Below are 20,190 nucleotides of genomic sequence, written 5' to 3' on the forward strand. Positions count from 1 at the left end.
AGAGAGGTCTCTGGTCGGCTGCGCGCCTGGGCGTCCGTACAGGGCGATCTCGTACTTCTCCTGCTGTCGCCTCGTCAGAGTCCGCAGGTACTCCCTGCTCCCTGGCCTTCCTGTCGGCCTCGTCCGTCGGCTCCTGACGCGGCCTGTCGGGCGTTGGCCCGGGCCGGAGCCGGTCCGCGGCACTGGCGGCCTTCGCCGTCTTCGCGGATCTCCGAGGGGCGGCAGAGCGATCGGAGGCCGCCGATAGGGTGGGCCCATTGTGGAGGCAGGCGTGGGAGACGAGATGGTCGCCGTCCCGTCGGGGCGGGTGACGCTGTCGGACCGGCGGACGCGGCGTAGCTGGCCGGTCGAGGTCGCGCCGTTCCAGATGTCGGCGTTCCCGGTCACCCAGTCGTGGTACGCGCAGGTCACCGGTCAGTGGCCGAGCGCCGCCCGAGGCGACCGGCTGCCCGTCGAGGGCGTTTCGTGGTGGGACGCGCTCCGGTTCTGCGACGCCCTGTCCCAGCGCGAGGGGCTGACGCCCGCGTACCGCCTCCGTGGCGAGGACGAGTCGGTCGAATGGGACGCCTCCGCCGATGGGTACCGGCTGCCGACCGAGGCCGAGTGGGAGCACGCCTGTCGTGCCGGCACCACGGGCCCACGATACGGCCGTCTCGACGAGATCGCCTGGTACCAGGAGAACGCGGACGGGCGGATCCACGCCGTGGGTGGCAGGCGGCCCAACGCGTGGGGCCTGTACGACATGCTGGGCAACGTCTGGAACTGGTGCTGGGACGTCTACGACGCCGAGGTGTACGGCACGTACCGGGTGCTCCGCGGAGGCGGATGGTCCGACGAGCACTGGAGCTGCCGCGCCTCGGTACGGCGCCGCAGCCACCCGACCTTCCGCATCGACGACGTGGGGTTCCGCGTCGCACGCTCCACACCGATGTCCCGGCCGTGACAGCTCTGTTTGTCCCGGTCGTGACAGCTCCGTTTCGAAGTGACCGGTACGTGAATCTCCGCCTGTGAGCCGTCGCTCTGCCGCCCCTCGTGAAGGACCGCCGGTCCTGTGCGGTTTTCGGTGGGCGCGTGCCGGCTCCGGCGGCCGTCGGAGAAGCGACCCCTTCCGCCCGCGGGGCGGCCGTCATCCCGCCGCCGCGCACGGCTCCGGCTTGGGCTCTCCAGGCTCGCCCGCCGCGTACGGCGACCGTCATCCGGCTCTCACCGCGTCAGCCCGGCAGGTCGAACTCGCTGCTTTTGACGCCCGAGAAGAATGAAAGCAAACAAAAGTGGTGTTTTCGAAGGCTCCAAAGGGTGACGCCTTCGTTCTTCGGGGGATTGCCGTCTTCGTTCGCGCGTACTCTTCAAGGGGAATGGCCGATTGCGGTCGTGTGGGATCCTTGGCGTCTTCGCCGTCTTCCCGTAGCGGGCGATTATCGGTTTTTTGTTGAAATACCCTTTGTCTCCGGAAAGGGTCGCGCTATGCGGCATTTCTTGAAGAAGTGTGCATCCATGCTCGTTCTCGCGGTGGTCGTCCCCGCCCTCCCGCCCTCGGCGCTCGCCGATTCGGCGAAGCTCCGAGAGCCCGATCGGTCGTCGGCCGCGGTCTGCGGATTCTGGGAGAACGCGATCTCCGCGTACTACGAACACTGCAACGCGCCCAGGAGGATCCTGATCCGGGTGGACTATTCGGGTGGTGGCGAGGAGAACGACCGATGCCGCCTGGTCAGCGCCCGAAGGACCTACCTCGGCAGCGACGACGAGATCGACAACGCGTACTACATCAGTTCGGGGATCTGCCCGGTCTGACCCCTCAGCGCTTCGCTCTCGACGAGGGGACCTCGGCGGATCGCTTCAGCCTCCCGCGGGTCGTCCGGCGGCCGGAAAGCGAGCGACTGCGGCGCGCCGGTCATCGCCCAGGGGCCAGGAAACCAGACACCTGAAGGGCGGATGGGCCTCGCGCAGAGGGTGATGCATGATCAAATGACCGTTGTGTCTCTTCCTCTGTTGCCTGGCGACCCCGAGCGGATAGGGCGCTACGAGCTGGTGGGCCGTCTGGGGGCGGGCGGTCAGGGCGTCGTGTACGCCGGGCGCGGGGCGCGGGGCGAGCAGGTGGCGGTCAAGCTGCTGCAGGCCTGGTTCGCCGACGACGCCGGAGCGCGGGAACGGTTCGTCCGTGAGCTGGCGTTCGCCGAGAAGGTCGCGGACTTCTGTACCGCGCGGGTCATCGAGGCCAACGTCGAGGGCGACCGGCCGTACATCGTCAGCGAGTTCGTGTCCGGGCCGTCACTGCAGCAGCTCGTCCGCAGCGAGGGACCCCGTACCGGTGCCGACCTGCGGCGCCTGGCGATCGGCACGGTCACCGCGCTGGCGGCGATCCACCAGGCGAAGATCGTGCACCGGGACTTCAAACCGCCCAACGTCCTGATGGGGCGGGACGGCCCCCGGGTCATCGACTTCGGCATCGCCAAGGCGCTCGACACGACGTCCACGACGACCAGCCACGTCGTGGGCACTCCGGCGTACATGGCGCCCGAGCAGTTCGGCGGGGGGAGCCTCGGCCCGTGGACCGACATGTTCGCCTGGGGCTCGACGATGCTGTTCGCCGCGACCGGCCGGGCGCCGTTCGGCGACGACACCGTTCCGGCGGTGATACACCGGATCCTGTCCGCCGAGCCCGACCTCGGCGCGCTGCCGGAACCGCTGGCCGGGCTGGTCGGCGCCTGCCTGGCCAAGGATCCCGCGAGGCGGCCGGCCGCACCTCAGGTCCTGCTCGCCCTCGTCGGCCTCGATCCCTCGTCGGAACCCACGCCCGGTGGCGAGGCCGTCCTCGCCGCGGGGGCGGCCGCCGTCGGCGGGTCCGGGAGCGCGCCGCACGGGCCGCCTCCCCCTCACCTCTCCGCGGGGCATTCCCCGCATTCCCCGGTGGAGCCGCCTCATCGCCATCCCGGGGAGAGGGCTCACCGGGATTCCCCGGCGGAGACCCACCGGCATCTCACGGAGGGGCGTCGGCCCGTCGTGCCGGGGCCGCTCAGGCGTGGGAAGGTTCTCGCCGGCGCGGCCGTCGCGCTGGTGGCGCTCGGGACATCGAGCGCCGTCGTGTGGTGGGCGGTCGGGAACGGCGTCTCGGCGCGCGACACACCGGCCGTGGCCGGTGGGCGGACTCCGTCTCTCTTCGCGACACCCGCCCCCGGGAAGACCGCGGCCGGAACCCCGACCGACGCCCGGGACCTCTCCAGGCTTCCCGACCCGTGCGCCCTCGTCCCGCGGAAGCTGCTCGACTCCTTTCACCTCGACGGCGGAGGCGATCACACGGACGACACCGACGGGCGGCGAAACTGCACCTGGTGGCCCGAGGGCCGCGACACGACCCCCTACTACTTCGTGGACGTCTTCACCTATCCCACTCCCGTCCCCAAGGACTCCTCGGCCCGTTTTCTCGTGATCAAGAACAAGACGGCCTGGCAGTCCGTGATTCGCGACTCCGGTGCCCCCCACAAGCTGAGCTGCAGCATTTCCTGGGCCACCTCATACGGCCACGTGCGGGTCAATCTCCGCAATCACGAGCCGAATTGGGCTAAGTCCTGGAAACTCTGTAAGTACGCCCACAAGTTCGCGACAGGCGTCTTCCCTCTGAGCCGGCGGTGACCTCCTGGAGCTCCGGCCTCTCGAGGGCGCCGTCTCCGGGTGAGACAGACCCGCATGCGAGACACCCGCTCTCCGTGTGAGGCGGACCCGCTCCGCGGGGTGCCGCGGACCGGTACGTCCGGATTCCTGAGGGAGCCGGTGGAGGGACCCGGTGCACGGCCGCGCCGCCGGGTCCCGGCCGGTCAGATCATCACGTGCGCCTCGGGATGCCCGACGAAGGAGAACTGCGCGTTGCGGGTGAGCTTGATGTCGTCGGCCTGCCAGGTGTGCATCGACGCGTCACCGCTGCGCCAGTACACGAAGTTGAACCGGTCGGCGGAGTAGATCTTGACCCGGTCCTCCTTCAGCCGCCGCACCAGCCGCGTGTCCTCGCCCCGCGTCACGTCCTCGAACCCGTAGTGCCGGAACATCTCGGCCTTTCCGAGGAACGTCCCGCCCTGCACCAGCCAGCTGTAGCGGTGCTCCAGTCCTGGGAGCCGCAGCATCGTCGTGTTGCTGCCCTCGAAATAGGCGTAGTGCGCGCCCTTCCCGACCAACTCCGCGTCGGAATAGTCGAAAGCACGCACCAGGTCCGACAGATAGTGCTCCCCGTACAGGTTGTCGTCGTCCATTTTCGCGACGAGCTCGCCCTCCGCCGCCGCGATGCCCATGTTCATGCAGGCTCCCAACGACAACGAGGGGTCCGCGGGCAGCACCACCACGTCGGAGATCCCCGCGACCCGTGCCTTGTCGGCCACCACCACCGGGTCGATGTCCAGTCCGTGCAGCACCATCACCAGCTGCAACGGCCGGTGGATCTGCTTGGCCACCGAGGAGATGGCGTGCTCGATCTGCGAGGCCCGGTTCGTCGGCAGCACCACCGACACCGATCGCGACCGGGTCTCGACGGGCTTGCCGAGGACCCGCAGAATCTGGTCCACCCGGTGCGTGAACAGATGCTTGTCGAAGACCTCGCGCATCGCCAGGTGCCCCTGCCGGGCGCGCAGCTCAGGGCTGTTGATCAGGTGCAGCACCTGGTTGTAGGACTCCAGCTCGTCCCTGGCGATGGGAATCAGCGCCCCGAAGGTCTCCTCGATCGCCCGGGACCACCCGGAGACCACCGACGTCGCGCACGCCGACAGCTCGAAGACGCGGCGGGCGCACATGGTCGGCGAGTCGAGCACCGAGTTCACGTTCAGGAAGACCTTGTACATCTTGTACGCGGCCAGCATCTGGTCGTACGGCAGCTCGCCCACGATGTGCGGGACGTACTCGGCGGGCCAGGCGTACTTCTCGTCGACCGTGCCGTTGCGGGCGAAGATGTGCAGCCCCAGCTCGCGGATCGGCGCCAGCACGGTCTCCATCTGCTCGCGCCGCTCGGGGTGCTTGTCGCGGAAGTACATCCCCGCGAAAACCACGTCGTGCAGCCGTCCCTGCCGCTCCTGGATCGGGTTGTGCACCCGGGGCTGCGCGGCGAACTGCAGGACGTCGACCCGGTCGTGCCCCAGCACCTCGCGGTAGCGCGGCACCATGTCCCCGTCGCACGTGAAGACGTGGTCGAACAGTTTCGCCGTGTCGATGAAGAAGTCGAAGTTCGGCGGGTCCTCCTTGTTCCAGAAGACCGTCGGGATCCCCTCGTCCCTGCACCAGTCGATCAGGGCGCGCAGCTCCGGTTTCGGGGCGTTGGACCCGGTCATCTGGTAGCGCCAGCGGCCCTGGTTGCCGTGCCAGGCCGACTCGGCGAACAGCACGTCGGGCCTGCGCTCGGCGAAGATCTCCGGCCAGTCGCGCAGCCCGAACTCGATCTGGTCCCACTCGTACTTGAACGCCATCCTGGAGAAGTCGTCCAGGATCACCGCGACCTTCAGGTCGGGCCGGTTGATCGGCCCGGCGGGCCACTTCACCTGCGGCACGTTCACCGCGGGACCCTGCTGGTCGAGCTCCTCGACCACCTCGCTCACCGGCCTGGGCGGTTTGGGCCCCTTGCGGGCCTCCATCGCGGCCTTCAGCTTCCCCGGCAGCCGGGCGACCCCGGACCCCTTCGCCCCGGTCAGCGCCTCGGCGACCCGGTAGGGCCGCTGGACCTTGGTGGACTCCAGTTTCCACTGCGCGTAGTCGGCGCGGGCCTCGGCGATGGCGAGACGCCGCTCCAGGTCCCTGACGCGCTCCTCGAAGCGCTCGACGACCTTGCGCTCCTCAGGAAGCCAGTTGATCGGCCCGAGACGCTGGAACTTCGGCTCTTCTGGGGTCTGCTCAGGGGAACTCATGGGGAATCGCCTTTACACCGAGGTCGTGCCAGCGTACGACTTACGCCGTACCGAAAAAGCCGTTTTACAGGGATTTGGGCGGTACGGCCTACCCCGCTCACGCGGTACGGCTCTTCCGTCCACACGGCGACCTGCCCTGCCTGCGGGGACTGCGGGGCCTGCGGGGCCTACAGGGACTCGGACGGTACGGCCTGCCCCGCGGGAGAGAGGTTCCCTCCCCTGAGCCAGGCCTCGATCACCCGGGCGATCCTGGGCCCCGCCTTGCCGTCCCAGAGCGGGGGCAGGTCGCCCGAGGGCGTCACCGCGCCCTCGGCCAGGGCCCGGTCGGCGGCGGCCGCCAGCTGCGCCGGGGTCACCAGGCGGTTGGTGCCGTGGGTGATGGTGATCGGCCGCTCGGTGTTGGGGCGCACCGTGAGGCAGGGGACGCCGAGCATGGTCGTCTCCTCCTGCACGCCGCCGGAGTCGGTGACGACCAGCGCCGCGCCGCGCACCAGCGACAGGAAGTCGACATAGCCGAGCGGGTCGACGATGAGCAGGTTCCCGCCGGTCACCAGTCCCGCCTCGGCCAGGCGCTCACGGCCCCTGGGGTGGATCGGCACCACGATCGGCAGGCGCTCGCTCACCTCGAGCACGGCGTCCACGAGCTCCTTGGCCGACGCGGGGTCGTCCACGTTCGCGGGCCGGTGCAGCGTGGCCACGCCGTACCGCTCGGGCAGTTCCAGGCGGGCGCGGACCGGGGCGGGGTCGAGGCGGTCGAGCGCGGAGAACAGGCTGTCGATCATCGGGTTGCCGACGAGGTGGACGCGCGCCGGGTCCACGCCCTCGTTCGACAGGTGGGACAGCGCGTCGGGCGAGGTGGCGAAGAGGATGTCGGACAGGGCGTCGGTGACGATCCGGTTGACCTCCTCGGGCATCTCGCGGTCGAAGGAGCGCAGGCCCGCCTCGACGTGCGCGGTCGGGATGTGGAGCTTGGCGCAGACGAGGATCGCGGCCAGCGTGGAGTTCACGTCGCCGTAGACGACGACCAGGGTGGGCCGGTGCTCGAGCGCCACCTCCTCGAGGCCGGTCAGCAGGGCGGCGGTCTGGCGCGCGTGCGAGCCCGATCCGACTCCCAGGTTGGCGATCGGCTCGGGCAGCCCGAGGTCGGCGAAGAACACGTCCGACATCAGCGCGTCGTAGTGCTGACCGGTGTGCACGATGCCCTGCCGCACCCCCAGCTCGGCGAGCCCGCGCACGACGGGGGCCGCCTTCACGAAGTTGGGCCGTGCGCCCAGCACGTGCAGGACGAGGGGATTGTCAGGGGCCGGGGTCGTCCCCGTGGGGGCGTAGTCCCTCATTGACCTCGCCTTTCATGCGGGAGTAGGGCAAACGTTGCCTATGGTACGGTCACGGCGTGGTATCCGAAGCCAGCTCGCCAGACTCTCCCAAAGTTTCCGCGAAGTCGGCCCGTGCCGGGTTGAGCGGGCTTCTGAGAGGGTTCGCCAAGCACCCTGTGATCGTCTCCCGGATCGTGGTGACCAAGGTCAAGTCCGATCCGGTGCGGGTGGCCCAGGCCGCCGCCGAGACCCTGCCGCCGAAGCTGCGTCCCGTCGTGGGCCGCTTCGCCTGGCCGGCCGCGCGCCGGGCCAGGCTCGTCGTCCGCAAGCTCGGCATGCGCGTGGTCAAGGGGCCGTGGGCCGAGGCCAAGGAGCACTTCGACGCGGGCCGGATGAGCGAGGCCGTCGCCGTCCTCCAGACGCACACCAGATACCCCTTCGTCAAGCGCAGGGCGACCTACTACGCCGGTGAGCTGGCCGCGATCCAGCCCAACCCGATCCCGCCGAAGGAGAAGGTGATCGTCGGCGAGCGCGTCCAGGGACGGGTGCTGCACTGCGTCACCAACGCGCTGCCGTACACGCAGGCCGGATACACCGTGCGCACCCACCGGATCGTCACCGCGCAGAAGGCGGCCGGTCTCGACCCGCACATCGTGACCAGCTGGGGCTGGCCGATGATGCAGGGCCACGCGGACGCGACGCCGTACGAGGAGATCGACGGCATCCCCTACCACCGGCTGATCCCCGACGGCGGCGACGTGCCGTTCGAGAGCCACGGGCGGATGCTCAGGGGCGCGGCCGAGGTGACCGAGCTGGTCAGGACCCTCAGGCCGCAGGTCCTGCACGCCGCGACCGACCACCGCAACGGCTCGGTCGCGCTGGCCGTGCGGGAGCGGACGGGGACGCCGATGGTCTACGAGGTCAGAGGCTTCCTCGAGGAGACCTGGGCCTCCCGTGACCCCAAGCGCGTCGGCAGCCAGCGGCACGTGCTCCAGCGCGACCGCGAGGCGTTCATCATGCGCTCGGCGGACGCCGTGGTGACCCTCGCGGAGACCATGGCCACCGAGATCGTCGAGCGGGGCGTGCCGAGGGAGAAGATCTTCCTGGCGCCGAACGCGGTCGACGACTCGCTGCTGACCGCCGAGTACGACGGCGAGGCGTTCCGCTCCGCCTACGGCATCGAGCCCGGCGAGATCATCATGGGCTCGGTCTCGAGCATCGTGGCCTACGAGGGCTTCGCGACCATGATCAACGCGGCGGCGCTGCTGCGGGACCAGGGCGCCCCGATCAAGGTGCTCCTCGTCGGAGACGGCGCGGAGCGGGCCGCGCTGCTCGAGCAGGTCGAGGAGCTCGGTCTCGGGGACGTCGCGATCCTGCCGGGCAGGGTCGGCCCCGACGAGGCGCTTCAGGCGCAGGCGGCCATCGACATCTTCGTCTGCCCTCGCGAGGACCTGCGCGTATGCCGACTTGTTACACCATTGAAACCCGTCGAGGCCATGGCGCTCGGAAAGCCGGTCGTGCTGAGCGATCTGCCCGCCCTGTCGGAGCTCGTGGGCACCGGAGGCGCGGGGCTCCTGGTTCCCGCCGGTGACCCCCAGGCGCTCGCGGAGGCGCTCGCCGCACTCCGTGACGACCCGGAGCGGAGGGCCGCGATGGGAGAGGCGGGACGGGCGGAAGTGGCGGCGAAGCGCACGTGGAGCCGTGTCGCGGAGACGTATCGTGACCTTTACCGATCACTTACGGATTGATGACCTTCGCCAGGTGACCCGGCAACTGGCAGTTTGCGATGCGTTCAATCGCATTAGACGTGGCTCGTGCCGACTTGAGATAGCCTTTGCGACCATGAAGTGTTGTTTCCGGCATCCGAGGGCCTCCCTGTGAGTGGCACAGCGAGCTCGCCGGAGACCTGGCGCCCTTGTGGGGCAGGGCTGACGAAGGAGGCCGTGTGAGCACCTATGACCTGGCCGTCATCGGTCTCGGGTATGTCGGCATGCCCCTGGCCAAAGAGGCGGTGCGGGCCGGACTGCGCGTCGTCGGCTTCGAGGTCGACCCCCGCAAGGTCGAGGCCCTCAACGAGGGGCGCTCCTACATCGACGACCTGACCGACGCCGACCTGGCGCACATGCTGACGCACGGCTTCAGCGCCACCCTGGACGAGTCGGTGCTCGCCGAGAGCCGGACCATCGTCATCTGCGTGCCGACCCCGCTGGACGAGGACCACCGCCCCGACCTGTCCGCCGTCGAGGGCGCGACCGCCACGGTCGCCCGCAACCTCTCCGCGGACACCCTCGTGGTCCTGGAGTCCACCACCTGGCCGGGCACGACGGACGAGGTCGCCCGCCCCATCCTGGAGGCCTCGGGCCTCGTCGCGGGCGAGAGCTTCCACCTCGCCTTCTCGCCCGAGCGCATCGACCCGGGCAACACCAAGTACGGCATGAGCAACACCCCCAAGGTGGTCGGCGGCTACACCCCCGCCTGCAGGGAGCGCGCCGTCGGGTTCTACTCCCGGTTCGTCGAGCAGGTCGTGCCGGTCAGCGGCACCCGCGAGGCCGAGATGGCCAAGCTCCTGGAGAACACCTACCGGCACGTCAACATCGCCCTCGTCAACGAGATGGCGATCTTCTGCGACGAGCTCGGGGTCAACCTCTGGGAGGCCATCGAGGCCGCGGCGACCAAGCCGTTCGGCTTCCAGAAGTTCCTGCCGGGACCGGGCGTCGGCGGCCACTGCATCCCGGTGGACCCGTCCTACCTGTCCTACACCGTGCGCAAGCTGGGCTACCCGTTCCGGTTCGTCGAGCTCGCCCAGGAGATCAACGAGCGGATGCCGGCCTACGTGGTCGCCCGCGTCCAGCGGCTGCTCAACCGGCACAAGAAGGCTGTCAACGGCTCCAAGGTGCTGCTGCTCGGCGTCACCTACAAGCCCGACATCGCCGACGAGCGCGAGACCCCGGCCCTGCCGGTGGCGCGGGCGCTCCTCGAACTCGGCGCGGACCTGACCTTCGCCGACCCGTATGTCAAGGAATGGCGCGTGGACGGTGCTCCGGTGCCACGCGAGGAAGACCTCACCAGGGCGGTCGCCGAAGCCGACGTGACGCTGCTGTTGCAGCAGCACGCCGCCTTCGACCTGTCGATCGTCGAGGACCACGGCAAGCTCGTGCTCGACACCCGAGGCGTGCTCGCCGAGGGTGAACGCGTCGAGCGGCTCTAGCAACGAAGGGCTGCGCGCAGTGCACGTGCTCGTCATGACAGTGGTGCATCACCCCGAGGACGCCCGGATCCTGCACCGGCAGATCCGCGCGCTGGTGGACGCCGGTCATGAGGTCACGTATGCCGCGCCGTACACCGCGCGGGGCGTCATGGCCCGGTCGTGGGTGAACGGCGTCGACCTTCCCCGGGCGGCGGAGCGCAAGCGGCTTTCCGCCGTGCGCGCCGCCCGCAAGGTGTTCAAGCGCATGCGAGGCCAGGTCGATCTGGCGATCGTCCACGACCCGGAGCTGCTGCTCGCGGTCGTGGGCGTGCGCAAGCGGCCCCCGGTGGTCTGGGACGTCCACGAGGACACTCCGGCGACGCTGTCGCTCAAGCCCTGGCTGCCGCCGTTCCTGCGGCCTCCGGTGCGTTTCCTGGCCCGCCTGCTCGAGGGCACGGCCGAGCGTCACCTGCACCTGCTGCTGGCCGAGAGCGCCTACGCGGGCAGGTTCCGCAGGACGCACCTCGTGGTGCCGAACGAGACGTGGGTCCCCGACGAGGTGACCGAGCCCGCGGACGACCGCGTCGTCTACCTCGGCTGGCTGTCGGAGGCGCGGGGAGTGCGCGAGGCCATCGAGGTCGCCAGGCTGCTCCAGCCGTACCGGGTCGCGGTCGAGCTGATCGGCTACGCCGACCCGCAGTCGCGCCCGATCCTGAACGACGCGGTCGCGCAGGGCCTGCTGGAGTGGCGCGACTTCATGCCGAACGACGAGGCGCTCAAGCGCCTCGACGGCGCGCTGGCCGGTCTGTCGCTCCTGCGCGACGAGCCCAACTACCGGCACTCCATGCCCACGAAGATCGTGGAGTACATGGCCCACGGGATCCCGGTGATCACCACCCCGTCGCCGCGCGCGGTCGAGCTGGTCGAGCGCTACCACAGCGGCATGGTCGTGCCCTGGCAGGACCCGAAGGCGGTGGCCCAGGCCGTGCTCTTCCTGCGCGACGACGTCAGGGAGCGGCATGCTCAGGGTGCGCGAGGGTATGCGGCGGCCCGTGCGAACCACCACTGGCCCAACTCGGCCCGCCGTTTCGTCTCCCAGCTTGAGGCGTGGGCAGGCGTCAAAAGCTGATTTCTTGTCCGGCGAAGCTGTTTATGTCCGCCTGATCGCAAGAACGGTAGTGTCCTGAACGTGCGCTGGCTCACCGCTTTTCTCGGAGTGGCGCTCCTCGCGGTGGCGGCGGCGGTCGCGATGGTCCTGCCACGCGGTGAGAGCACCCCGACCGCCGACGGCTCGGCGATCGCCTCGGTCTCCCCCTCGCCCTCCGCGACGGGTTCCACGGCCCGGCCGACGGCGGGGGCCACCCCCTTCACCGACCCGTGCGGGACGTTCGACACGGCCATGCGCACGCCGTACGCGCTGACGGGCTACTGGCTCATCCCCACCACGGACCACTGCACCTGGCGCAGGCAGTTCGCGGCCATCCACGAGGTGGGCGGCGACACGGTGATCCGGATCGGCTGGGGCCTGCAGGCCCGCAGGACCGAGGAGGACGGCCGGATCCTCGACAAGGAGGGCAAGGAGGTCGACCCCCGCTACGAGCCCTGCGTCGAGGACGGGACGCCGTGCGTGGCGGCGGCGGAGCGGGACCTCAAGGCGGCCAATCCGGGCAACCGGGTGAGCTGGACGTTCGTCTACCGGACCGACGAGGCGTTCGGCGACGGGCTGTTCCGCTGTCCCGAGTTCGAGCGCCGGATCACGGTCGGCGACACCGTCTTCTACCGGCTCCTGGCGCCCGACGACGGCACCGACGACCCCAGCTGCGCCAACATCAGGAACAAGGGGCGCGGCTACCACCTGATCCTGGTCGCCGCCGCGGCGCAGGACAGCCTGACCGAGTTGCTGGACCTCGGCGACCGGTTCGGCGTGAAGGTCTTCCCCGCGCTGCCGCTGGCTCCGCGCGACCCGGCGCAGAGCACCCGCGCCTCGGAGCGCGGCACCGACACCCTCACCACGCTCACCCGGCGCATCCTGCAGGACTACGGCGACCGGTTCGCGGACAGGACCTCCCTCAGCGGCTTCTACCAGCCGTTCGAGCTGCAGCTGCGGGACATGAAGGCCGACCACCCCACGCTCGCGGTCTACGCCTCCCAGCACGAGATCGTCGAGCAGGAGATGCCGGGCAAGCCCATCCTGGTCAGCCCCTACCTGGACGCGCGCAGACGGCTGCCCTTCAGCGCGACCCCCAAGCAGGTCGCCAAGGGCTTCGAGGCGCTGGCCAGGACCGGGGTCGGCATCATCGCGCCGCAGGACAGCCGCGGCACCGGCAAGGTCGGCCTGTTCTGGCCCGACCAGCGTGAGGAGCGGGTCGACGACCGGCTGAGGCCCGTCGTCGGCGAGACGACCAACGGGACCGCCTACCACGGCTCGACCCGTGACTACTACCGGGAGATGGCCGCGGCGCGGACCAGGATGGTCGAACAGGGCTACGACGTGCAGCTGTGGGCCAACGTCGAGGCCTTCGAGCCGTCGACGGACGAGCCGTGCGCCCCGAGGACCGGCACCAGGGGACGCACGGACAAGAAACGGCTCGACACCGCCGTGACGCAGGTCGGCCGGTATGTTTCCAAGATCGTCTCCTACATGTGGAGCGACTTCTTCACCTGCGGCTCGCCGTCCCTGGCAGAGGAGATCGCCCGCGACGCCGACCGGCCGATCCCGGTGGACGCGGTCCGCCTGCCCCGCGACATCCAGGACGGGGTGGAGATCCGGGGCTACAACCTCCCGATGGGCTCCAAGGTGACGATCACCTGGGACGGGCAGGAGACCCCCAGGGTCGTCGAGGTGGCGGGGGTCGACCTGACGCCGCCGCCGCCGGACCTGCCCGAACGGATCAGGACGGCGTGGATCCCGTTCGACTGGACGAAGGTTCCGCCGGACGCCTGGATCAGGCTCGAGGTCGCCTCGCCGGACGGTCGGGCGGCGGCCGAGCCGTTGCACGTCCGCGTGAACCTCTGATCGGTGTAACGTGCCTGGCATGGTTCCGCGCATTCCCGTCAGCGTGGACCTGGTCGTCCTCACGGTGCGCTGCCAGGCGCTGAGCGCGCTCGTCTGGCGGCGGGACAAGCCACCCTACGAGGGACGCTGGGCCCTGTCAGGCGGCTTCATCCAGCTCGACGAGGATCTGCCCGCCGCGGCGGCCAGGGTGCTGGCCGAGCGGGCGGGTCTGCCGGGCGCGCCCGTGCACCTGGAGCAGTTGCAGACCTACGGCTACCCCGACCGCGACCCGCGTCAGCGCGTCCTGAGCGTCGCCTACCTCGGCCTGGCCCCCGACCTGCCCGCCTCGACCGAGGCCCACATGAGCTGGCAGCCGGTCTCCTCGCTGAGCGAGATGGCCTTCGACCACCGGCGCATCATGGTCGACGGAATCGAGCGCGCCAGGGGCAAGCTCGAGTACACCCCGCTGGGCGCGGCGTTCTGTCCGCCAGAGTTCACCGTCGCCGATCTTCGCAGGGTCTACGAGATCGTTTGGGGCCGTCCCCTTGATCCGCGAAACTTCCACAGGAAGGTCACGAAGGCCGAGGGCTTCCTGGTGCCGACGGGCGGCACGACCACCCGTGACGGAGGCCGCCCCGCCAAGCTCTACCGCAGGGGACCTGCGGTTTTCCTCCATCCCCCGATGCTCCGCTCCCTCAAGGAGTAGTCCCTCAGGGGAAAGCTTCCGGCGCATCGAATCTCGAGGGATGAAAACCATTACCGAATTGTAGACATGAAAATGGTTATCGCTTACGCTATTCCCATAGTAAGAGTTAAGACCGCGAAAATCTGAAATTCCAGGATGTGGTAAGGGGAGTTCTACGACGATTGTCCTGGTGGTCTCGGCGACCGTGAACCCGGCACCGGGCGGCGACGGCTCACCCGGTTCGCGACCGTGCTCTCATCACCGTTCGACGGTGAGAGGCCGATCGCGCGGGTCGCCGCGCACCGTCCGGACGCGCGACGCCCTTCCCCTGCACGGAACAGGCTTTTCTCAGGACAGGAGAGTGCTGATGGCGCGGCGGACACTGGCGCCCGGCGTGGAGGTCTTCTCGGTGACGACCGGGACGGCACGGCAGGCGGCGGTCGAATCAGCGGTCGGAACGGCGGGTTACCCGGAGACCGAGCCCCGGGGCGCGACAGCGCCCAAGACGCCGGTCGAGGCGGCGTCAGGGGTGGTCGGCGCGGTGGCGAGGGAGACGGTCCTGCGGACCGCCTCGGGCGAGTTCCTCCCCCTCCAGCGGGAGCTGGGCGACGACCTGGAGCAGCTCGACCCGGGGACACTGCGGGCCTTCGAGGCCGAAGGGGTTCTGGTCGAGCGAAAACCGCGTTCGTGGCCGGGCCCGGTGGCCGTGGTCGGCTCGGGAGCCATCGCCCTCGCGCTGTCCGAACTGCTCGCCCGGGTCGGCGCGGAGGTCCGCAGGGTGCCGACCCCGGACGCGGCCTTCGGCTGCGCCGCCGTCAGCTGGTGTCACGAGGACCACCCGCCCGTCGAATGGGCCAAGGCGGACGTCATGCTGGCCGAGCGCGCGATCGCCTGGCAGCGGTGCTCCGTCGAGGGCGCGACCGCGGTGATCGAGCCCATCTCCCACGGCCCCGAGGACGTCACCCACGCCGACGTCAGGGCCAGGCGGCTGGCCGCCTCCGCCTCTCCCGGCCACCTCCAGGCCTACTGGAGCAGCGAACGACGCAGGGGACCCTCCCCGATCGGCCCGGCCGAGGCCTGGTTCGTCGCCGCGCTGCTCGCCGCCGACCTTGAGGCGTGGGCGGCCCGCCGTACGGCCTCGCGAAGGCTGAGGCTGGTCGACCTCATCGGGCTCACCGTGACGGAGCAGCCGATCCTCCCGCTGCACCCCGCCGCCTCGCGGGAGCCCTGACCCACCAGGACCGGCGCCGGATCCCCGGGGGGGTGGATACGGCGTCGCGCCGGTCGGCGGCCAGGACGGGCGACCGTCCCGGCCGCCGGCCGGTCACACGAGGCTCGTGAACGCCGCCGGAGGCGGCCTCGCGGGCTCGGAGGCTCCGGCGGAGGCACTGCGGCGGATCTGGCAGAGGCCCCGCCAGAGGCGGCGTCAGATGTCGCCGACCTCGGCCAGGTCGATGTCGATCTCGAACGGCAGGGAGACCTTCAGACGGTCGTGGTGGATCCCCATGAGGGCGTAGCGCCGGGTGGCGGGGTCCAGCTCGTAGACGTAGACGGTCGGCTGACCCTGGGTGTTCTCGACCCGCCAGAAGTGCGGGATGCCCGCCTCGGCGTAGAGCTCGGGCTTGCGCTGCCTGTCGCGGATCTCGGACTCACTGGAGACCACCTCGACGACCAGGAGGACGTCGTCGGGCCGGTAGGTGGTCTGCTCCAGCCCTTTGACCGCCTCGGCGTGGAGCACCATGATGTCCGGCTCGGGGCGCTGCCGCCTGCCGAGCGTCACGGTCATCTCCCTACGAACCCGCAGTTCTGCGGGAGCCGCGCTACGCAGCTTGTACAGCAGGACTTCCACGGTGAGTGCGTGAAAGTTGGTCTGGGGGCTCACGAAGACGAGAGTGCCATCGATCAGTTCGGTGTGCGGGGGAATCCCCGGCAGCCGGTCGAGGTCCTCGGCCGTGAAGCCCTCTTTGGGGGGGATCGCCCAGGCAGGAAGGGGCTCCACCTCGGGCGTAGGCAGGGGCTCCGCCTCGGTCAGCGGTGCGATGCTCATGTCGTCCTCCTGGTCGGGCACGCTCTCACCTCCAGCATTCCAGGATGATGCCCCATCCGCTCGCTCCTCATAAAGTAAGGTCATGCCTCGTTTCCGCGCGATCCTGGACACAATGCCCCCTTACAAGGCGGGCAAGGCCGTGGTGTCAGCCGACGGCCGGTCCTACAAGCTGTCCTCGAACGAATCCCCCTATGAGCCGCTGCCCTCGGTGATCGAGGCGATCTCCAAGGCCGCGTCGCAGATCCACCTGTATCCCGACCCGGCGGCGACGGGCCTGACCAACGCCCTCGCGGAGCGCTACGGCGTGCCGCCGGAGCACGTCGCGCTCGGCGCGGGGTCGGTGACCGTGGCCCAGCAGCTCTTCGAGACCGTGAGCGAGCCCGGGGCCGAGGTGGTCTACGCCTGGCGCTCCTTCGAGGCCTACCCCCTGCTGGCCGACCTGGCGGGGGCCACCTCCGTGCGGGTCCCGCTCCTGGGCGAGACGCACCACCTGGAGGCCATGGCCGACGCGATCACCCCGCGGACCCGCATGGTCTTCGTCTGCAACCCGAACAACCCCACGGGCACCGTGGTCCACGCGGCCGAGCTCGAGGCCTTCCTCGACAGGGTCCCCGAGGACGTGCTGGTCGTCCTCGACGAGGCCTACCGGGAGTACGTCAGGGACGCCGACGTCACCGACGGGCTCACCGTCTACCGTGACCGGCCGAACGTCGCCGTGCTGCGCACCTTCTCCAAGGCGTACGGCCTGGCCGGGCTGCGGGTCGGCTACCTGATCGCCAACGAGCCGGTGGCGGCCGCGGTGCGCAAGACGATCGTGCCCTTCGCGGTCAACCACATCGCCCAGACCGCCGCGATCGCCTCCCTGGCCGCGGAGGAGGAGCTGCTCGAGCGGGTTGACAGTGTTGTCAAGGAGCGCACCCGGGTCCGTGAGGCCCTGATCGCCCAGGGGTGGACGGTGCCCATCACCGAGGCCAACTTCGTCTGGCTCCGCCTGGAGGAGCGCACCACGGAGTTCGCGGACGCCTGCGCGGCGGAGGGCGTCGCGGTGCGTCCCTTCGCGGGCGAGGGAGCGCGGGTCTCCATCGGCTCGCCCGAGGCCAACGACACCTTCCTGGCCGCCGCGGCGGCCTTCAGGAACGCCTGACACCGTTCCCGGGAGCAGGAGCGCCCAAGGGCTCGTCCGTGAGCCCCGCGGGCGTCCTGGCCCCTTTTCCGTGGGTCCGCTGCACGTGGGTCCGCTGCACGTGGGTCCGCTCTGCGCGGTCCGCCGCACGTGAGTCCGTTTTGCGTGGGTCCGCTGCACGTGGTCCGTGCCCTACACGGGCGCCGGTTCCTCCTCGGGCGTCTCCTGCGCCTTCTTCCCGCGCTCCGTCGAGACCACCAGTGCCACGCCGACGACGATCACCAGCCCCGCCACGACCATCGAGCCGGTGACCGGTTCGCCCAGCACGAGCGCGCCGAGAAGGACCGCCACGACGGGGTTGACGTAGGCGTAGGTCGAGACCAGGGAGATCGGGGCGCTGCCCAGCAGCCAGATGTAGGCGGTGAAGGCGACCAGGGAGCCCATCACGACCAGGTATGCCAGCGCGGCCCACGAACGCCCGGAGACGGTCGCGAGGTCGAAGGGCTCGCCTGCGATCCTGCTCGTCAGCGTCAGCCCGACGCCGCCGACGAGCATCTCGACGGCGCTCGCCGCGAAGGGGTCGGCGGGCATCGGGATCCGGGACGACAGGAAGGAGCCGACCGACCACGACAGCGACGCCAGCAGGACGATCACGATCCCCGAGACGCCCGAGGAGCCGCCTCCGCCCGTCAGCGACAGCACCGCCACGCCGCCGAACCCGATGAGCACCCCGGTCAGCGTCATCACCTGTGGCCTGTCCCGCGCGACCAGCCTGAGGACGACCAGCCAGAGCGGCACCGAGGCCACCAGCAGCGCGGCCAGCCCGCTGGAGATGTGCTGTTCGGCCAGCGCGACCATGCCGTTGCCCGCGGTCAGCAGCAACAGCCCGACGAGCGCGGCCCCGCCGAACTGCCTGAGGGTCATCCTGAAGGCGCGCGGCCCCCGCAGCAGCATGATGACGACGCCCAGCACCAGAGCGGCCGTGGTGAAGCGCATGGCCCCGCTGAGCAGCGGGGGAATCGTCTCGATCGTGATCCTGATCGCGAGGTAGGTGGACCCCCACACCACGTACACGATCGCCAATGCTCCCCAGACGACGAGTGATGCGCGTTTGTCAGTAGCGTCATGGGACATAGCTCATGACCATATCCCTTATGTCGGTAAACCTCCCGCGAGTTTCAGACCTTGAGACCGGAGGAGGGGAAACCTTTGGGCGAACGGCCGCACACAGGGCTTTTCCGGAGACTCCCGGTGCTCGGGTCGGCCGCGCCCGAGCCGACGTGACCGCTCGGTCGCGGTGAGTGACGACTCCGCTCATGGCGGACCCGCCCGCGAGGCCTTCAAGTCCCGCTCGTGGCGGACCCGCCCGCGAGACCTTCGAGTCCCGCTCGTGGCGGGCCCGCCGCCGAAACCTCCAGGTCCCGTTCATGACGGACCCGCCCGTGAGACCTACCGGTGCGGCCGTGGAGGCCCGCCGGGTACGGCCCCGGGACGTACGCCGCGCTGCGGGCGGCGAGGGCCCCGAGGCCGCACGGAGACGACCGGAAGAACCTCAGCGACCGCCGAGCTTCTCCACGATCAGCCGGTAGAGCTGGCGCGGACGGCCAGGCTGAGGAGTGCGGTTCGGCGGAAGCGGCCACGCGAGCCCCTCGTCGACCAGCGTGCGCAGCAACCGCCGTGCCGTACGCGGCGTGACGCCGAGCATCTTGCCCGCGCCCTCCGCGTCCACCACGGTGTCCCCGCCCTCCAGTTTGGCCGCGAGCCGGGCCAGGACCTCCACGCCCTTCGGCTTCAGCGGTCCGCCGCCCTGAGGCGGCATCCTGGGCGCCGGGATCAGCGCCCGGCCCTCCCTGTCGACCGCGAAGCCCTGGGCCTGCTTGCCCGCCTGCGTGCGCGCCAGGGCGGCCCTGGCGTGCGACTCGGCGTCGTGGGTCGTACGGCCCATGCCGACCCCCACCTCGACCGCCAGGCCCAGCTCGTCGCGCACCCGCGCCGCGAACGGCAGGACCCGGAAGCCCTCGGTGGCCGTGGCCACGGAGCCGCGGGTCGCGGTCACCATGTAGCTGTGGTCGTCGACCGCGGTCACCGACGCGTTGATCCGGTTGGCCTCCTGCACCAGTAATCGGTGCAGTGACAGCCTGAGCTCGTCACGCCAGTAGCGTGGCGCGGCCCTTCTGACCGGTTCGCGGAGCGTGGGCACCTCGACCAGGACCACGGTGAGCTGCGACTCCTCCAACCTGTGGTGCGCCCCGAGCAGCGCGGCCGTGTGCAGCGCCGTACGGACCGCGGCCGAGGTCGGGCGGATCCTGACCACCGGGACCCCGGCCGTCTGCAGGCGGTCGGCGACCGCGGGCAGACAGGTCAGCGCCCCGCTGGTGTTGCCCTGGCGTGCCAGGCGTTCGTGAAACGACGCGATCGTGCCGGTCGCTCCCGGCTCGTCGCGGCTGTGCACGTCTCCAGCGGGCAGACCGAGGTCGGCGTACGCCTCCTCGATGTCGGCCCTGCCGAGCACGTCGACGCTGACCCTTCTGGGGTCGATCCGTTCGTCCAGCGCCGCCCTCGCCAGCGCGGCGATCAGCGCGGCGCCGCCGAGCTGGACATACGTCGCGGGCATCGTCAGCACCCCCGAACGCCTGGCCAGATCGTAGGGCACCGGGCTGGCGAACAGACAGGCGTCCACTCCCGCTCCGAGGCGGGTCACCTTGTCGGCGGCCTCCTGCTCGTCCCGGTAGGCAGCGGCTACCAGGCGGCAAGGCAGAGGCGCCGCCGCATGTCCCATAAGCATCACTCTTTCGACGAGGTCATGGGGGCCCACCACACCGATAGTGAGGTCCGGTGTCATGGCACCCGGGCGTGACACTCGTGGAGTTTCTTCGGCCCGCTCGACCAATGTTCGTCCCATCCTGCCGTCCATCTGTTTCGGCTCTCTTTTGGAACGATCGCTTGTGGGGGCCGTAATGT

Annotated in this window: 15 protein-coding genes; 10 read left to right on the forward strand and 5 right to left on the reverse strand. The window is 70.2% G+C overall.

Translation table 11 applies throughout. The features are described from left to right. The first annotated feature begins 283 nt into the window (after positions 1-283). From PKF00_RS04965 to PKF00_RS04975, 3 genes are all read left to right on the forward strand, one after another. Positions 284-943, forward strand: a complete 660-nt coding sequence (locus PKF00_RS04965; protein ID WP_271216352.1) for a formylglycine-generating enzyme family protein — start codon at positions 284-286, stop codon at positions 941-943. A 551-nt stretch (positions 944-1,494) separates the two neighbouring features. After that, complete coding sequence (locus tag PKF00_RS04970; RefSeq protein WP_271216135.1) at positions 1,495-1,791, forward strand: DUF6355 family natural product biosynthesis protein; 297 nt, start codon at positions 1,495-1,497, stop codon at positions 1,789-1,791. 183 nt (positions 1,792-1,974) lie between these two features. Beyond that, on the forward strand, positions 1,975-3,630 hold the full coding sequence (locus PKF00_RS04975) for a serine/threonine protein kinase (RefSeq protein ID WP_271216136.1): 1,656 nt from the start codon (positions 1,975-1,977) through the stop codon (positions 3,628-3,630). Positions 3,631-3,812: 182 nt separating this feature from the next. Here the strand turns inward: PKF00_RS04975 and PKF00_RS04980 are convergent, their stop codons facing one another. Together PKF00_RS04980 and wecB are read right to left on the reverse strand one after the other, a co-directional pair. Next, the gene (locus PKF00_RS04980; RefSeq protein WP_271216137.1) at positions 3,813-5,876 is read right to left on the reverse strand and encodes a glycosyltransferase family protein; all 2,064 of its coding nucleotides are present in this window, start codon (positions 5,874-5,876) and stop codon (positions 3,813-3,815) included. Positions 5,877-6,043: 167 nt separating this feature from the next. Beyond that, positions 6,044-7,213: a non-hydrolyzing UDP-N-acetylglucosamine 2-epimerase gene (wecB, locus tag PKF00_RS04985; protein WP_271216138.1), complete on the reverse strand. Its 1,170-nt coding sequence runs from the start codon at positions 7,211-7,213 to the stop codon at positions 6,044-6,046. Between the two features lie 119 nt (positions 7,214-7,332). Here wecB and PKF00_RS04990 point away from each other — a divergent pair, with 119 nt between their 5' ends. The 6 genes from PKF00_RS04990 (at position 7,333) to PKF00_RS05015 (ending at position 15,290) form a co-directional block, all read left to right on the forward strand. Further along, a complete protein-coding gene (locus PKF00_RS04990; protein WP_271216139.1) occupies positions 7,333-8,940 on the forward strand; it encodes a glycosyltransferase family 4 protein in 1,608 nt (535 codons plus the stop codon). A 197-nt stretch (positions 8,941-9,137) separates the two neighbouring features. Continuing rightward, the gene (locus PKF00_RS04995; RefSeq protein WP_271216140.1) at positions 9,138-10,400 is read left to right on the forward strand and encodes a nucleotide sugar dehydrogenase; all 1,263 of its coding nucleotides are present in this window, start codon (positions 9,138-9,140) and stop codon (positions 10,398-10,400) included. Between the two features lie 19 nt (positions 10,401-10,419). Continuing rightward, entirely contained in the window at positions 10,420-11,508 is a 1,089-nt protein-coding gene (locus PKF00_RS05000; protein WP_271216141.1) for a glycosyltransferase, read from the forward strand. Positions 11,509-11,568: 60 nt separating this feature from the next. Continuing rightward, positions 11,569-13,395, forward strand: a complete 1,827-nt coding sequence (locus PKF00_RS05005) for a DUF4434 domain-containing protein (protein WP_271216142.1) — start codon at positions 11,569-11,571, stop codon at positions 13,393-13,395. A gap of 19 nt (positions 13,396-13,414) precedes the next feature. Then, entirely contained in the window at positions 13,415-14,080 is a 666-nt protein-coding gene (locus PKF00_RS05010) for an NUDIX hydrolase (protein WP_271216143.1), read from the forward strand. A 346-nt stretch (positions 14,081-14,426) separates the two neighbouring features. Further along, on the forward strand, positions 14,427-15,290 hold the full coding sequence (locus tag PKF00_RS05015) for a hypothetical protein (protein WP_271216144.1): 864 nt from the start codon (positions 14,427-14,429) through the stop codon (positions 15,288-15,290). Positions 15,291-15,485: 195 nt separating this feature from the next. On the opposite strand, the gene PKF00_RS05020 is transcribed toward PKF00_RS05015, so the two are convergent. Continuing rightward, positions 15,486-16,106 (reverse strand): Uma2 family endonuclease, encoded by a 621-nt coding sequence (locus PKF00_RS05020; RefSeq protein ID WP_271216353.1) that lies wholly within the window; start codon positions 16,104-16,106, stop codon positions 15,486-15,488. 82 nt (positions 16,107-16,188) lie between these two features. Between PKF00_RS05020 and hisC the strand changes: the two genes are divergently transcribed. Continuing rightward, positions 16,189-17,250, forward strand: a complete 1,062-nt coding sequence (gene hisC, locus PKF00_RS05025) for a histidinol-phosphate transaminase (RefSeq protein ID WP_271216145.1) — start codon at positions 16,189-16,191, stop codon at positions 17,248-17,250. Between the two features lie 171 nt (positions 17,251-17,421). Here the strand turns inward: hisC and PKF00_RS05030 are convergent, their stop codons facing one another. Both PKF00_RS05030 and PKF00_RS05035 read right to left on the reverse strand, forming a co-directional pair. Then, the gene (locus PKF00_RS05030) at positions 17,422-18,303 is read right to left on the reverse strand and encodes an EamA family transporter (RefSeq protein WP_271216354.1); all 882 of its coding nucleotides are present in this window, start codon (positions 18,301-18,303) and stop codon (positions 17,422-17,424) included. Between the two features lie 478 nt (positions 18,304-18,781). After that, positions 18,782-20,071, reverse strand: a complete 1,290-nt coding sequence (locus PKF00_RS05035; RefSeq protein WP_271216146.1) for a GTP cyclohydrolase IIa — start codon at positions 20,069-20,071, stop codon at positions 18,782-18,784. Positions 20,072-20,190: the final 119 nt, after the last annotated feature.

Source organism: Streptosporangium carneum, assembly GCF_027922005.1.
Lineage (GTDB): Bacteria > Actinomycetota > Actinomycetes > Streptosporangiales > Streptosporangiaceae > Streptosporangium > Streptosporangium carneum.